This window comes from Marivirga lumbricoides, assembly GCF_014636295.1.
Taxonomy (GTDB): Bacteria; Bacteroidota; Bacteroidia; order Cytophagales; family Cyclobacteriaceae; genus Marivirga; species Marivirga lumbricoides.
Window position 1 is genome coordinate 147,335 of record NZ_BMEC01000015.1, and the last position, 16,285, is coordinate 163,619.

Annotated in this window: 8 protein-coding genes; 1 reads left to right on the top strand and 7 read right to left on the bottom strand. The window is 38.8% G+C overall.

Translation table 11 applies throughout. The features are described 5' to 3' along the window. Positions 1-558: 558 nt before the first annotated feature. The 6 genes from IEV85_RS21060 to IEV85_RS21085 form a co-directional block, all read right to left on the bottom strand. Positions 559-1,074: a hypothetical protein gene (locus tag IEV85_RS21060; protein WP_188467245.1), complete on the bottom strand. Its 516-nt coding sequence runs from the start codon at positions 1,072-1,074 to the stop codon at positions 559-561. Positions 1,075-1,294: 220 nt separating this feature from the next. Next, complete coding sequence (locus tag IEV85_RS21065) at positions 1,295-2,650, bottom strand: glucuronyl esterase domain-containing protein (RefSeq protein ID WP_188467246.1); 1,356 nt, start codon at positions 2,648-2,650, stop codon at positions 1,295-1,297. Positions 2,651-2,654: 4 nt separating this feature from the next. Next, positions 2,655-5,327, bottom strand: coding sequence for a sialate O-acetylesterase (locus IEV85_RS21070; RefSeq protein ID WP_188467247.1), 2,673 nt, complete (start codon positions 5,325-5,327; stop codon positions 2,655-2,657). A gap of 7 nt (positions 5,328-5,334) precedes the next feature. After that, positions 5,335-6,870: an alpha-N-arabinofuranosidase gene (locus IEV85_RS21075; protein ID WP_188467248.1), complete on the bottom strand. Its 1,536-nt coding sequence runs from the start codon at positions 6,868-6,870 to the stop codon at positions 5,335-5,337. A 525-nt stretch (positions 6,871-7,395) separates the two neighbouring features. Then, positions 7,396-9,339 (bottom strand): RagB/SusD family nutrient uptake outer membrane protein, encoded by a 1,944-nt coding sequence (locus IEV85_RS21080; protein ID WP_188467249.1) that lies wholly within the window; start codon positions 9,337-9,339, stop codon positions 7,396-7,398. 12 nt (positions 9,340-9,351) lie between these two features. Continuing rightward, a complete protein-coding gene (locus IEV85_RS21085; protein ID WP_188467250.1) occupies positions 9,352-12,441 on the bottom strand; it encodes a SusC/RagA family TonB-linked outer membrane protein in 3,090 nt (1,029 codons plus the stop codon). Positions 12,442-12,834: 393 nt separating this feature from the next. On the opposite strand from IEV85_RS21085, the gene IEV85_RS21090 reads away from it, so the two are divergent. Further along, positions 12,835-13,950 (top strand): glycoside hydrolase family 43 protein, encoded by a 1,116-nt coding sequence (locus tag IEV85_RS21090; RefSeq protein ID WP_229712680.1) that lies wholly within the window; start codon positions 12,835-12,837, stop codon positions 13,948-13,950. A 122-nt stretch (positions 13,951-14,072) separates the two neighbouring features. On the opposite strand, the gene IEV85_RS21095 is transcribed toward IEV85_RS21090, so the two are convergent. Continuing rightward, positions 14,073-15,800: a glycoside hydrolase family 43 protein gene (locus tag IEV85_RS21095; protein WP_229712681.1), complete on the bottom strand. Its 1,728-nt coding sequence runs from the start codon at positions 15,798-15,800 to the stop codon at positions 14,073-14,075. Positions 15,801-16,285 lie beyond the last annotated feature (485 nt).

Genomic DNA, 16,285 nt, shown 5'->3' on the forward strand with positions numbered 1-16,285 from the left:
TCAAATGATTTATTAGAGCAGAAGCAGCTTTTTCAGTTGAAAGGAAAAATAATATTTTTACAAAATCTTACATGGTCGATTTATCTTCAGACAGAACATATTGAACATTTAACATCGAGGAAAATAAGGTTCTGTGAATGGATTGAGAAAGAGGGTGATTAATTTGGTTTTGGAATGGAGGGGATTTAACTCTGAGGCTATAGTCAGTAGGATAATCGAAGTGATTCGTGGTCCATCGTATCAAGTTGCTAAACCCAACTAAAATAATCTAACCTACCACATAGCTATTGTTTCAAGCCATGCTTTTACTTCTAATATTTTATTTTGAAAGCCTTATTGCTCTCAGCTATCATTTCCACTAGACAGGTAGATTAATTCTTCATTATTACCCCCAGTTCATGTACATGTATCTATATCAGAAGTCATTATACCATGTTACAGTCCCAAATACTGCCCATTTACTTCAATTATTAATCCTTCAGCAGCCTCAGAATTACGGGATGGCACTACACACCATCCCATGCTAAGTATACCATAATAATATGTCAGAAGTAACACTTACTTAACTCCAAAAGAAACAAATTTATCATAGTAATTCTGGTCAAAATTTGCTTTTAGCTTCTTCACGAGCTTTTCCACATCCACTTTTGATTCAAACTTTGTAGGCAAAAAATACATAGAACTGGATTTATCAATACTTTCTACCACAGGTACATTTGCTAGTTGAATAACAAAATTATTACCAGCTGTTTTCTCTTTCATAAAAGAAAGATAATATTTTGTAGAAGATACATCATAGCTGAATGGGATATTGTCAGAAAACAATTTGAGCATATCGAATTCATTACCTAGTTCTTTAATACTTCCAAATGGAAAATATGCAGTAGGGTTTTCTTCACTCTCTGTGAAGAACTCGATATTACTGGCCTTTGAATCTTTAGGTGCGCTAATATTTTGAGTAGAAAGTAATACTCCTCCATCCGTTTTGAACTGTACTGCGTAGAGAGGGCCATCCTGAGCATAACTTAATGTGTAGACAAGAATAAAGCAGGTTGTAAACAAGAAATTTTTCATTTTAATCTTTTTTATGTTTGAATAATTATTCGCTTAATTGTTCAAGTAATAACTTAAAAACAAATAATGCAAATCATTGAAACATATAATATTTTACAATCAAATTGAATTTTTGAATTAATAGTTTATAATATAGCTGTAAATAAGGTTTAACTATAGTATTACTTCTTGTAAACTATTCTCCAGAGATAAATAATACCGTAGTTTCTTCTCAAATGTATCATTCCTCCCAGTACCTGCTGGCCCAGGCAATCCAGGTACTCCAGTTGGGGCCGGTGCTGTGGCCACCTGCATGCTGCCGGAAAGCAATTTCTCCAGAAACTATAGGCGTTCCTATATATGGAAATGTAGCAGCGCCTAAGCCTTCTTTCCCTAAAAGCTCATAAACAGGGCTGGCATGTACAGCTGCCACAAAAGTACCTTTGGCATCTATCCACTGCCCCTCCACAAAAGGAGAACCTGCACTGATAAAAACAGGTCGGGGAGCACATAATGCAATAAGTTCATGAGCATCCACAGGCAAATCATCGACCGTTTTTGTGCTGGCATATTGAATAAAATTGCCGGAAAACCAATGATATTCTGCAGTGGAAGCCAGGTTTTCAACCTGTTCACCCAGATTTCTTCTCAAAATTTTAGCACCGCCTGCACCGGAAGAACCAATAAAGCCTAAAGAAAAGCGAGGTTCAAAAGCCATAGCCACCAGGGCTGCTTTTCCATAGCGGGAAAGACCTTCAATGGCCAGCCGACTGGTATCAACATCAGAATCCCTTTCAAAATAATCAATGGCTCTGCTTGCTCCCCATGCCCAGGCACGCAGTACGCCCCACTGATCAGGTTTTCGGGGCTCCCCTTTATTTACCAAACCTATAATACCTTGCCTCAATCCTGCTCCATTATCCGCCTGAATACTTGAAGTATTAATAATGGCAAAGCCCCAGCCTTGGGTAATTAATTGCTCTTTCCATTCAGGCTCGTGAGGGGAAAATAATGAATTTGTCCTTTGGGGCGGATCGCCAAATGGCCAACGGATAAAGCCCAGTTCTGTGACAACGGGTACAGGATCATTGGCATCAGCGGGAGTAACCAGTAACATTTTGATTTTCACTTCAATTTCAGGATAGGCGGCATTGTCCACCACACCTGAAAGCATTTTCTCTTTCACTGGAAAATTACCCACAACAGTATCTTTCACGTATTCCACTTTCCACGCAACGGTTGGCACATTTTCCGGAACTCTTCCGTACATTTCCTCTTCAAAAAGCCTGACTAATTCTGGTCTTCTCTTCTGCCACCAGCCTTCCGAAGTGGTCACTTTTTTTCCGTTATTCAGTATTAGTGGATCAGGAAGTTGGTAATCTCTCACATTCTTTTCATCCGTATTGGCAGCATTTGGATCATCAGGATTGCCTGAAGGACCAGGCCTGTTAGGTGCTATTATTCCCAGTTGCTCTTTCATTTGCTGGTGATCGATTACAGATAACCTGTAAATGCTATCCCTTTCTGCCTGAGAAAATTGTGCAAAGCTAAAAACGGGTAGGCCTAAAAATAGGACAACAATCCTCCACTTATCCATTTTGCTATTTTTTATGTTCCTTCGCATGCTTACTTGCCTCCAATAAAGTAGTTACCCAAAAATCCTCCTCGTTGGACTTTAGGTAATCCAGAAATGCATTATGCTTGTCTAAATCAATATTGAGAGGATGGCCACCGCCTACGCCATGAAACAATACAACTAAAAGTGCATTTCCCACTTTGGCTTTTTCCGCCCATTTTACCAACTGATCAGCATTGCTGTTATCTACCACATAGCAATTAAGGCTGGTGAAGTCCATTTCACCAATACGGTTCACATCTCCATGCACACCTCTGAGTGCTACAAACTGATCTTCTATTGCCTCTACAAATGAGCCTTCAGAAGTTTCAGTATCTCCACAAGTGTATGCGAAAGTCCGTTCGCTCTTTCCGTCCAAAGCCTTGAGGAAAACATTGGTCATATGAACTTCCCGCACTATTTGAGCAGTAGTGTAATTGGCTAAGTCATTTTCAGGGGTAATCCAGTTTCTGGTGCCATCACTATTATCACAAGGATGGTATAAAGTGTGGTTCCCCAGCTCATGGCCTTTTTGTGCGGCTCTTCTCCAATCAGCAATGCGGTTTTCGCTGCCTTCATAATTGGCAGATAAATAAAAGGTACCTACAAAGCCTCTCTCTTCAAGTGCAGGAATTGCATTATCCAAATGAACTTCCAGTGCATCATCATAAGTGAGCACAACAGCTGCTTTCTTTCCATACCACCGTTGTTTGGCTGCCGGAAGTTCTGCTTCAAAAGGTGATGCCGGTAAGCCCTCTAAATTGTAAAAATTGACTTGATCAGGATTATCCGCCCAGGCATAACGCACATAAACAGGGTTTTTCACTTCCTCAGAAGATAAAACCACCTGAGTATTTTCAATCTTTGCTTCCGCCCATTGGAAATCTCTGTCCGCACCGGCCAGCGCAAACCATCGTAAGGGCTTCCCATCTCTTGCTATTAATCCGCTACCTACATGATCAAATGTTAGAATAACTTTCCCCTCTTCCATCCAGGCCGATTTGAATAGTGGTCCCGAAGAAACGACATTGGTTTCTCCATAAGCCAGCTTTTGCGCTGCCAGGGCTAACCTATCGCCAACTGGTTTTTTATTGCCCGGGTGGATATCGTTCCATTCCCCCAAGTCAATGGCTATTGCCATCCCTGTGTTCGGTACACTGCGCGCATTGAGCTGCGCTTGACGTAAAGCTGCCCAATTGCTTTCTGAAGGCAGGTAATTAGCATCCATAAAGTTAGGAAGCTGTACAAATAGAAAAGGAAGCTTTTCGTTATTCCACTTTTTACGCCAGTCCTTAATTTGTGCCTTTTGGAGTGCCTCGTAAGTGTAAGGCCTTCCGGCATTGCTTTCACCCTGGTACCACACAAAGCCTTTCACTTTATAGTTGGTGGCAGGAGCAATCATGCCATTATAAAAGCTAGCTGGTTGATGGCGCATAGAAATACCTCCGGGATTGCGCTTGGTTTTAGGAAAAACAGATCCGATTTTATAATCCCAGTAGCCCTTTAGATCGATGGTGTCATTTTCTGTGGCTAAATAATAAGGTTTATCTGTCACGAACCCTCCTTTTCCCCAATAATTTGTCAGGCGGATGGTAAAAACATTTTTGCCGGTTTTTAAGAGATCAGCAGGGACATCATACCTCCTCTGTGGATATTGATAGCTGGTATTGCCTACCTTTTTTCCGTTGATGTACAGTTCATCAGCATCCACAATACGTCCCAATTTCACTTTAGCCGGCTTGCCTACCATGTGGGCAGGCACCTCTATTTCCTTACGGAACCACACGATACCATCCAGGTTTTGAACTCCCTGATCTTCCCAGAAGCCGGGAATGTTCATCCTGTTCCAGTCTTTTGGTTGGTAAGAAGGGTCATACCAATGCTTTTCACCAGTAAGCCCTTCATCTTTTGGACGCTCTTCGGCAATCTGTTGATTGATTGCATCGGCCTTTCTATTTTCAGAAAAAACGAAAGCAGTATCCTTATTGCGTTCAACTGTGCTCATGATACCAGGAAATTCCATCAGCCCTTCCTCACTGATCCATGCTTCAATAGGAGAGCCACCAACAGTAGATTTGATAATTCCGATAGGAATTCCATATTTTTCATGCAGGTTTTTAGCAAAGAAATAAGCTACTACAGAAAATTCCAGGATATTATCAGCCGTTGCAGCTTTCCATTGAATTACAGGAAAATCATCCTGCGGGCCGGTGAGTACAGGAGTCATAGGAATATTAAATTGTCTTATTTCGGTATTGCTTGCCTGGCTGATTTCTTCTGCAAAGCGCTCCTGGTGTACACCAAAAAAATGCTCCATATTTGATTGACCGGAACACAGCCACACATCCCCAATTAAAATGTTTTCCAGTTTGATTTCATTTTTACCTTTTATCTTCATTGAGTAAGGACCACCCGCATTTTGCTGAGGCAACATCACTTGCCAATTCCCATGTTTATCGGCCTGCCCACTATATTTCTTCTTCCTAAACTCAATACTTATTTTTTCTCCCGGTGAAGCCCAACCCCATATTTTTAATTCTGTCTGACGTTGTAATACCATTCCATCGCTAACCAGCTGAGGCAATTTTACCTGAGCAAAGGCAGAGTATAACGGGAGTAAAAGAAAAAATAATGTTAAACGTTTTTTAAAAACTTTCATTTGATTATTACTTAATTTCAAAAACTACTACACTAAAAGGAGGAATATTCATATTGATTTGACCCTGTCTGCTTTTGAAACCCTTAAATACTTTAGGAGCTACTTTATCAGGATTATCGAAATCATTTAGATCCTGTAATTTCTCAGATTGTAAAATTTCTGCAGAAACTGATTTACCTTTCAAATCAGCTAACATGAAATTTACCTCCTGGCTTTCACTATCATGAATATTTACTATGGAAACATGTGTAACACCTGCTTTATCTTTAGAGGCAGAAACTGAAAGTGCTGGAATTTCTTTATCACCTCTGCTATACATTGCATCTGAATTCATTTCAATCGGTAAGAGAGCCGCATCCTGATGCACCTTATACATTTCCATTACATGGTAGGTTGGTGTAAGCAACATTTTTTGTCCTTCGGTGAGTATAATTGCCTGCAAAACATTTACTGTCTGCGCCAGATTAGCCATTTTTACCCTATCAGCATGGTTATTAAAAACATTCAGAGTGACCCCTGCAATCATGGCATCGCGCATGGTGTTTTGCTGATACAAAGCTCCATTTCCTTCAGGGTCAGTTTCGTACCAGCCACCCCACTCATCTACTATTAAAGCTACCTTCTTTTCAGGATCATATTGATCCATAATTTCGCTGTTTTTGGTGATGAACTCTTCCATAAACCAGGCTTTGGCCATCGTTTGAAAATATTCATCAGTAGAAAACGCTGTTGACGAGCCTTTTTCAGACCAGTCAATTACTGAATAATGGTGCACTGATATTCCCTCCATCAATCGTAAAGGAATTTCCTTCATCAGCACTTCTGTCCAATTATAATCCGGCTCTCCGGGCCCTACCGCAATCCTATACATGTCATTACCTGCCATGGCAATTGCATATCTTTTGTATAGATTGACATAATAATCAACAGTCATTTCTCCTCCACAACCCCATGATTCATTGCCTATTCCCCAATATTTAACATTCCAGGGTTTTTCCCTTCCATTTTCTTTCCGAAGATCCGTCAGGTAACTTGATCCGTTTTTATGGTTAACATATTGTTTCCAATCAACAGCCTCAGCTACAGAACCTGAATTCATGTTCACTGCTAAATAGGGTTCAGCACCAAGCGATTCGCACAGGTTCAGAAATTCATGGGTACCAAAGCTATTATCTTCCCTGTAGCCTCCCCAGGACATGTTTTCAATCGCTTTTCTATCTTCTTTTGGGCCAATAGCATCTTTCCAGTGGTAAGTATCTGCGAAACAACCACCCGGCCATCTTAAATTCGGTATTTTCAGTTCCTTTAAAGCCTCAATAATGTCATTTCTCACACCATATGTAGTAGGAATCTTCGCAGATTCCCCTACATAAATTCCATCATATACACCTCGGCCCAGGTGTTCTGCAAAATGACCGTAGATATGTCTGCTTATGGTATCTTTTACATTTTGCGCATTGATTTCCACATTAGTAGCTTTCTTTTGTCCAAAAAGAGAAAGCGTAAACGTCAAGGAAAGTATTAAGATTATAGTTTTTTTCATCTGGTTTTGATTTTATAACTTCTTTGTTTCAATTTTTATTTCGGTTCATTATACCTGATAATTCACCATTAAGATAATTATTCCAGCTCATTTTATAGACCATAATCACTACTACACATCAATAAAAGGTGGTCTTAGAGAGAAAATAAGTCCCTGTTAATTAACCCTCATAATCAGTAGTTGTAATTTCACTTGGCACTTCTAAGTGTAAAACTTATTTCAGAATTAGCATAGGGTATTTTTAGGCCATTCATCAAGTGTTTGTCATAGAAAAACAAGGTCTTTCCATCAGCAGTAATGTAAGGTAAATCATTAGATCTAATTGATCGACAACCTTTGTATAGTATGTTTTTGTTCATCTCAGCTAAAACAATCTTTGTTTCCGAAAAAGTACGAATAGAAAAGCCACCAGAACCTAAACTGGTGGCTTTTACCGATCTAAAACTATTGAAAATTAAACTACTAACAATTGTCTTTAAATTATTTATTATTAACCTTAACTAAATTAAATATTTAAACTACCCACTATTGATTATACCCAGGATTTTGATACAAGTCTGTAACTCCTTCCATGCCGTCAATTTGTCCTTGCGGAATAGGACGTAAATAAAGGTATGGCTCAATATCCCGTGTAAAAGTTTGAGGGGTGCGATCACCAGGCGCACTTCCACAAATTGAGTAAGTAGAGGCAATTTCTCCCCACTTTTGTGTACGGACTAAATCAAACCATCTGTATCCTTCTCCATAGTATTCTCTGGATCGTTCAGCTAAAATATAGTCAATATCTATTGTACCAGGTGTAGCAGCAACCATTGCAGCACTATTATCTTCTATTTTTGCTTCATTACCGTTGTTATCCCATCTCCAAACACCAGCTCTTGCTCTTATTACATTGATTAAATCCCGGGCTGTTCTTGCGCCTGAAGCACCTTTAACAGCCGCTTCGGCAGCTATAAAATAGAATTCCGAAAATTTAGCTATATTGAAAGGTCTGGTGCTTGCAGCATTTGGCTGACCTAATCCTCCATTATTATCAGTCCTAAAAGTACCCAATTTCCATAGTTTTGGATATTTCAGTCTACTGATTGCACTAGGGGAAATAACAAAATCTGCTCTACCGGGGAGTGTTCCCGCACCAATATTGCTGTTTCCAGCATCTTCAGGGTAATCAATAGCTGTACTTGGTTCTTCTTTTAAAATCGTGAAAACCGGGTCTCCGGGATTAATTTCAAGAAAATTAGCATTGTAAAGTGGGCCTGAGAGTCCTGCCTTATCAAAATTAGCTCTGAAAATATAGGTAAATGTACCATCGTATCTGGAATCGTTTGTTTTGTCTGCAAAGGTATTAGTAACTACCTCTATTGTAGGGCACATCCGTGTCCATGGCCTCCCCAAATCTTGAGAAGCCTCACGCTGAACGGAGCTTACTGGCTCCCACTCATTAGGAGAGGAACTACTTCGCAGCGTAGTATAATTCCAGGTCATCATCCATCCTGCAAAATTCTCTGGTGCTTCACCATTAGAGTAACTAAGGCTACTTGCATTATAAAATTCACTTGTCTCAGTATGATCAGCATAAAGCATTATTTCACTATTACGATCATTTGTTCCAACATTAACATCATAATACGTTGCTTGAAGCGAATAGGGTCCTGGATTATTTATACCTGCTAATGCTAAATCATAAGCCTGTTGAAAATAATATTGCGCATCATTTCCATCGGGGTCAGTCCTTGATGCTTCAGGATAGGTAGGAATTCCATTCGGGTTCTCAAGCCACCAGGCATAAGTAAGATAGGCTTTCGCTAAATAAAGACGTGCGACATTTTTAGTAACAGTTCCTGTTAATCTAGGCATCTCAGGCAAGTCTTCAATTGCCTGTATTAAATCTGGGAAAATACCAACTGTATATACTTCAGGCACAGTATTTCTTACAGAAGTTCTTACTGGATTGGTATTAAACGTCAATACTCCGGCTCCTAAGTCTAGAGGTACTCCTCCGAAAGTTTGAACCAATAAAAAATAATCGAAAGCACGGAAAAATCTGGCCTCCGCAATTAATTCATCTGAAATCCCTACTTCTGCAGCATTTTCAATAATGCCACTGGCAGTATTTATATTGGAGAAGGCTACTCCCCATAATGCATCGGACCTACTGTTTTCTGGTGTAATTGCTCCTTGTCCAGTCATGTCCATTACAGTAAAGTTTTGATCTGCACTTTGTGCATAAGTAACTTCATCTGTGCCTGTAAGATGAGTGTTGTAATAATAAGCCTGACCGTATATGTATCTCAAATGAGCGTACAATGAAGTTAAACCACCCCTTACACCCTCCTCAGTTTGAAAGAAAGAAGGCTCGAAAAAATCACGTGGTTCTTCTTCAAGTATATCAGTACAGCTTGTTGAGAAAAGCGCAATAAGTAAGGCTAATCTTAACAAGCCTGATTTATATATATTTTTCATTTTCATGATAGCAAACTTTTAAAATGTTAAATTAATTCCTAGCAAATAATTACGCGTAGCAGGTGTGTTTGTACCGATAGTTAGCAATCTACTTTGGTAAGTGCCGGTAGTAGCTGCATTTTCATCACCAAAAGAATTTGGTTCAGGATCCATTCCTGACTCTCTATTGTAAGGTGAGAATAATACGAAAGGGTTTTGCACAGTAGCATAAATTCTAAACCTGCTAATTCCAATGCGTTCAAGTAGGTTCTGATTAAAGTTATAACCTAAAGAGATCGTCCTTATTTTAAGATACGAAGCGTCAAAGTAACCTAATGTGGTTCCGTACTTAGGGTTGTCTCCACTTCTAATTCCTGCGGGATTAGGATAATCTGCATCCGTATTTTCAGGGGTCCAGTAATCTACATCTACATTCCCTCTACGGCCACTTAACAAGTTAAGATAACCCGTTGAGCCATAAAGTGTACTAATTATAATCCCTCCACTTTGAAATGCTCCCACTGCAGTTAAATCGAAATCCTTGTAGGCCAAACGTGTATTAAATCCTCCAAGGAAATCAGGGTTTGTATCTAATATTTGACGGTCATCAGGACTAATTGCTCTGACTGGTGTTCCATCAGCATTGTATTCACCAGTATATTTAACTTTAATTGATCCTACTACATTATCTCCAGGTTCAAGAATTTCACGGTATGGATCTTCCTGCTGCCATAGACCGATCTTCTCATAGTCATAGATCACATTGATCGGATGTCCTACAAACCAGCCATTTCCTTCATCTCTATCCTGCCCTGAAGATAGTGAGACCAACTCGTTTCTATTAGCATATAAATTGGCTCCTACTTCCCAGGTAAATCCATCCTGGTTATCAAGAATAATGGCATTAAGAGAAAGTTCTACCCCCTTATTTTGAGTCTCTCCTATATTTGCTGTATAACTATTTACTCCAGAAGTACTAGGTAAACTAACAGCTAATAGAATGTCTTTAGTATTCGTTTTATAATATTCAACAGTACCCGTTAAGCGATTCTGCAATAATCCAAAATCCAGACCTATGTTCCAGGTGGTTGAATATTCCCACCCTAAATCATCATTAGGCAATTGCGTTACATAATAACCTGTTCTATAAATATCATTGCCAAAGTTATAAGGCCTGGTGCTAAGACTACCTAATGTTGCATAAGGAGCAATGGCTTGATTTGATGTTTCACCATAACCGGCACGTATTTTTAATAGATTGAGGCTGTTAATTCCCTGCATGAAGTTTTCTTCAGTAATATTCCAGCCCAAAGATACCGCTGGGTATGTATTCCACTTTTTTCCATCAGCGAGCCTTGATGAACCATCGGATCTTATGGTAGCCGTAAATAGATAGCGGCTATCATAAGAGTAGATTGCTCGTCCCATCCATGACATTAGACCATATCTTTGATAATCTTGTGCATCAGGATTAATTGAGATTTCACCATTTGCCTGGCCAAGATTATAAAATTGAAGGTAATCTGCAGGTATATCCCTGGCGACTACTGATGATCTATTGTATTCTGTTTCTTCCGCAGAATACAGTGCTACCAAATTCAAATTATGTTTCTCTCCAAAATTCCTGTCGTAGGACAAAAGGTTTTCAACCAACCACCTTGTGTTAATTGTATTAGCTACGGAAGCCTGTGATAAATTATCTTCAGTTGCACTAAATACTCCGCTACCGGTATATTCTCCATCTCTTGTCATGTTTAGATTTAACCCTAGATTAACACGGTATTTAAGACCCTCAATCCCAGGGATGCTCAACTCTGAATAAAGACTGTTATAAGTACCAAACGAATTGTTTCTATCTATCCAACCATCTCCAATATTGTTTACCGATTCTTTCGTATAAACCCATTGATCATCAGCAGCCAGACTTACAACTCTTTTAAGGGAGCCATCTTCATTATAAGGGCTTGCTAAGGGTGAGCTACTTAAAACCCCATATAATCCTAAATTAAAGCCATCTGAAACTGAATAATTATTATTAGTTGTAAAGCCAATTGAAAAATAATCCCCTATCTGCTGATCAAGGCTCCCACGCAATGAAATCCTTTCATATTCCTGAGAAGGGATAACAGCCTCCTCTTTATAATAGGCAATTCCAAAGTTATATTTACCAGTTTGGCTTCCTCCTGATATACCTATATCATGATTAGTAATGATACCCGGCTCATAAAACAAGTCTTGCCAATTTGTATCTGTATCATTTGACTCATCAGCTCCATTTGTAAACTGACCTGCAGCCTCTCTTAAAGCTATTAAATCCGGACCATCCATCATTGGAAATTCAGAAAATGGAGTTTGAACTCCGGTAAATGAATTATAACTCAAACGAGCTTGCTGTCCTCTTTGCCCTCTTTCAGTGGTTATTAAAATAACTCCGTTAGCACCTCTGGAACCATAAATTGCTGTAGCAGAGGCATCTTTCAACACGTCTACACTTTTTATATCATTGGGACTGATATCAGCAAGTGATCCTGAAAAAGTAATACCATCAAGCACAATCAAAGGATCATTACTGGCCGTTAAAGAACGAGTACCACGAATTCTAATTTGCCTGGTAGCGCCAGGCTTGGAGGAAGTTTTTGCAAACTCTACTCCTGGTAATCTTCCTTGAAGTGATTCAGAGACGTTACCTGCAGGCACGTCACGTATAGCATCTCCTTGTATAGAAGCAACGGAACCAGTTACAGATTCCTTACGCTGCACTACACCATAACCTACAACAACCACTTCGGATAATTGCTGTAAATCTTCTTCTAGTTTAATGTCAATGTTAGTTCTTCCATTAACAGCTACACTTTGAGTGGCATAGCCAAGATAGCTCACTTTTAGTACTCCATCAGAATCAACTGAAATTGAAAATCTTCCGTCCAAATCTGTTACAGTTCCATTGGATGTACCCTCTACTAACACAGTGGCACCAGGCAGAGGCCCTTCTTTATCAGCAACTGTACCAGACACTGTAATCGTTTGCGCACTGGCGCAAAAGACTGATGCAAAAAACAGGAACATACTTAAAAGCAATCGATGTTGCTTTAATGTATTCCCTCTTAATAGTAGTAATTGATTGGTCATATTGTTTATTTTTTATTATGAAAAATAAAATTTGGCATTTACTGAAATAGTCTGTATTTCAGTTTCAAGAATTAAAGATACATAAAAATTTTATTTATGAAATCGATTGCGTAAAATTTTTCAATTATTTTATGGAGCTTAACTCTCACTCAAAATAGCCTCATTAGCTACAAATTGACCGCTTTTAATACTTAAAGTATTTAATATCTCTTGTAAATTCAAATTTAATGAAGCACATTGAAATCGATTGCCATAATTTTAAAACGAAATCGATTGCGTTTTCTGGGTTAATTCTCTACTTTTAATAAACACTATTACGAATACATAAACATGTGATAGAATCTGTTTATTTTAGTATTCACTATTAAATCAAATTAATTAAACCACTTTAAAATGAAGAAAGCACCATTTATAATGCTTCAAGCTGCAGCATTATCATTTATTGTAAGTTGTTCCGGATCTCAGCAGGAGAATAACACTGGAGATTCTGCTGAAGAATCGATCACCACAAAAACCGAAGAGGTAGATGTATCCATTAAACCTTTAATTACAGATTTGTATACCGCTGATCCTTCAGCTCATGTTTTTGAAGGCAAAATATATTTATATCCTTCTCATGACTATGAATCCGGTATTCCGGAGGACGATTTAGGCAGTCACTTTAACATGAAAGATTACCATGTATTTTCTATGGATAGCATTGAAGGAAAAGTGACTGACCACGGCAAAGTACTTGATGTTGAAGATGTGGCCTGGGCTGAAAGACAGATGTGGGCACCGGATGCAGCAGAAAAAAATGGTACCTATTATTTATACTTCCCTGCTAAAGATGAAAAGGGCATTTTTAGAATGGGGGTCGCTAAAAGCTCCAGTCCGGCAGGTCCATTTAGCGCTGAAGAAAAACCCATGAAAGGAAGTTTTAGCATTGACCCGGCAGTATTTAAAGATAAAGACGGCTCCTATTATATGTATTTTGGTGGTATTTGGGGCGGCCAACTTCAAAAGTGGACTAGCGGGGCTTACTCTGAGGTAGATGATTATCCTGCTAATGACGCACCTGCCTTAAGTGCTAAAATAGCAAAGCTTTCTGATAATATGCTGGAATTTGCCGAAACACCAAAAGACATTAAGATTCTGGATAAAGAGGGAAAGCCGATTTTAACAGGAGATAATGAAAAGAGATTTTTTGAAGCTGCATGGGTGCACACTTATCAGGGCAAGTATTATTTCTCTTATTCTACAGGAGATACTCATAACATAGCTTATGCCATTGGCGACAATCCTTATGGACCTTTCACCTATGAAGGAGTTATTCTAAAACCTGTGTTAGGCTGGACTAATCACCACTCTATCGTGGAATACAAAGGAAAATGGTACCTGTTTTTTCATGATAGCTCACTTTCCGGAGGTCAAACCCATTTGAGGAGTGTAAAAGCTACAGAACTTCAATACAATAATGATGGAACCATAAAAACAATTGATGCTATGGTAAGTGCCGATTCATTATAAAAGTTTATAATCAGCAGAAATAAAAATCCCCCAGCAAAGCAACTTGCTGAGGGATTTTTTTTTTAGGACTAGTCACTAGTCAACCTATTTTACTCATTTACTCAGTTAATTAACAAATCATTTCATTTGAACATCGCATCATTACCGCTATAGGTAAACTCGCCAAAATGCGCCCTGGCTTCACTTTCTTTACCATATGAGCTTGTATACATAGCCAAACTAACCCCTACAAATCCTCCAGCTTCTCTGGTGCTTAAATAGCGCGAATCAAGCCCTTCTTTTAATAGCTCCCAGTTATCGTTATCTGTGGCAAAATGAAACGCATAGCTTGTTACATCAGAACTAATTTTAAGCCTGATCAAACCATCAGAATCTGTCTCTAATTCCTTTGAAGCAACTAATTCTTCACCATCATCACCTCCTTTTAAAACCTGCACAAACATTTTCCCCTTTTCCTGGGCTAAAGCTAAGAAATAATAGTGCGTTTCATTTTGAAAAGCTACAATTCCAGCTTTTTCATTCTGATCAGTAGGCTTAAACGCAAGCGAAACCTCAGCTGAAAATTTCTGATGCTGCTGTCTGTGTGCTATAAAACTAGGATTACTCTCTCCAGAAATAGTTTCAGGACGAGTTTCCAATGTTAAAAAGCCAAGTTTCTCCCCAACAGAATACCAGGGGTCTTTCACCGTTCTTAAAAAGTACCAGTGGTAACCTAAAGAATCTTCGAAGGAATCAGTAAATGAAAAATTTCCATTGAGTGGGAATAAGGTAGTATCAACAAGCACCCCTTCCGGTAAATCATATTTATATCTGATTTCTTCACCTTCAAGATCAAAAACAGGCCAATCATTAACCCATTTTACCGGTGCCATGAAGGTCTCCCTCCCTGTATTGTAGTGGTCCTGATCATAATCTCTGCAAGCAAGAAAAACTCCATACCAATTTCCATTCGGATGCTGTATAAGATCAGCATGGCCTGCAGAGGTTATTGGGTGTTTTCTGCCAGGATCTAAGGAGCGCTGCGTCAGAATAGGATTGTCTTTATAAGGAATGAAGTCATCATTAATATCCTTGGTGCGGTAAATCATTTCTGAATGGTTAACTGCTGTTCCGCCTTCAGCAGTCATCAAATAATAATAGCCATTTAACTTGTAAATTCGCGGTCCCTCAGCCCAAATTGGCTTAGTAGAAATATCTACCCCTCCATTTACAAGAATTCTATCCTCACTTATCACTTTTAAATTCTCTTTATCGAACTCTACCATTCTGATGGTTCTGTGCCCCTGGTAAAGAGGCTTGTTATCAGGTGCATCACTATTATATACTAAGTAAGTTTTATCTTCATCAAAAAATAAGCCCGGATCTATACCAATCACCTTCGGCAAATATACTGGGTTTGACCATTCCCCTGCAGGATCAGTTGCGGTAACCACAAAATTACCTTGTCCATCTACCACCGTACAAGTAACGTAAAAAATTCCATTATCATAACTGATGTCAGGTGCGAAGATAGCACGAGACACTCCAAAGCCTTCTAAATCCAGTTGTTCCGGTCTTTCCAGTACATGGCCAATTTGCTTCCAATTAACCAGATCCGTACTATGAAATATAGGGATTCCCGGATAAAAAGCAAAGGTAGAATGAACCATGTAAAAATTCCCCTTCCCATCATCAGTGATAGCAGGGTCAGGATACCATCCTGCTAAAATAGGGTTCTGGTAATATGTTTGCCTATTCCCCACCACATCATCAGCCTCTTCACTCTTGCTTTCCGGATTTACCTGGCATGCGGATACCAAAAAGACAATTGGCACCAATATTCGAACTATTACTTTTCTAAATTTCATCATATAAGTCTCCATTAAGGATGAAATATAAAAAGTTAAATCAAGTTACGCAATCGATTTCTAAAAATCAGTAATTTGAAAAATACTAAGAGGATAAATACAGCATTATAAAATCATATAAATTATACGCTACTTTTTAACCTTAAACCCTCAGCTACTTTTGATTTTATTAAATAGCCAGACTTATATAGAGAGAGAAGACGGTTATTAATTTCTCAAGTATTTAGAGACGTATGTGGAACACCTCAATTTTTCATACCACTAAATGAGTTATGAAAGCACAATGCCAGCAATTAATTACCTCTACCTGCTGCATTTTATACTTAAGAGTTAGTTCAAACTTGAAGTGACCTGACAATAGTGGATCAATCTGAAAATCTGGGGATTTATAGATGAAGGATTAACTTTGCACAAAAAAAAAGTTAAAGTGGATCAGGGTTTAATTGAGTTGTTTTTGCCTGAAGGCATTCTTGAGTACTTCCAGGTTA

Bases quoted from the DNA above. Each gene is read 5' to 3' on its own strand.
- IEV85_RS21070 (WP_188467247.1), bottom strand. From the start codon at position 5,327: ATGAAAGTTTTTAAAAAACGTTTAACATTATTTTTTCTTTTACTCCCG.
- IEV85_RS21085 (WP_188467250.1), bottom strand. From the start codon at position 12,441: ATGACCAATCAATTACTACTATTAAGAGGGAATACATTAAAGCAACAT.
- IEV85_RS21060 (WP_188467245.1), bottom strand. From the start codon at position 1,074: ATGAAAAATTTCTTGTTTACAACCTGCTTTATTCTTGTCTACACATTA.
- IEV85_RS21090 (WP_229712680.1), top strand. From the start codon at position 12,835: ATGAAGAAAGCACCATTTATAATGCTTCAAGCTGCAGCATTATCATTT.
- IEV85_RS21080 (WP_188467249.1), bottom strand. From the start codon at position 9,339: ATGAAAATGAAAAATATATATAAATCAGGCTTGTTAAGATTAGCCTTA.
- IEV85_RS21075 (WP_188467248.1), bottom strand. From the start codon at position 6,870: ATGAAAAAAACTATAATCTTAATACTTTCCTTGACGTTTACGCTTTCT.
- IEV85_RS21095 (WP_229712681.1), bottom strand. From the start codon at position 15,800: ATGATGAAATTTAGAAAAGTAATAGTTCGAATATTGGTGCCAATTGTC.
- IEV85_RS21065 (WP_188467246.1), bottom strand. From the start codon at position 2,650: ATGGATAAGTGGAGGATTGTTGTCCTATTTTTAGGCCTACCCGTTTTT.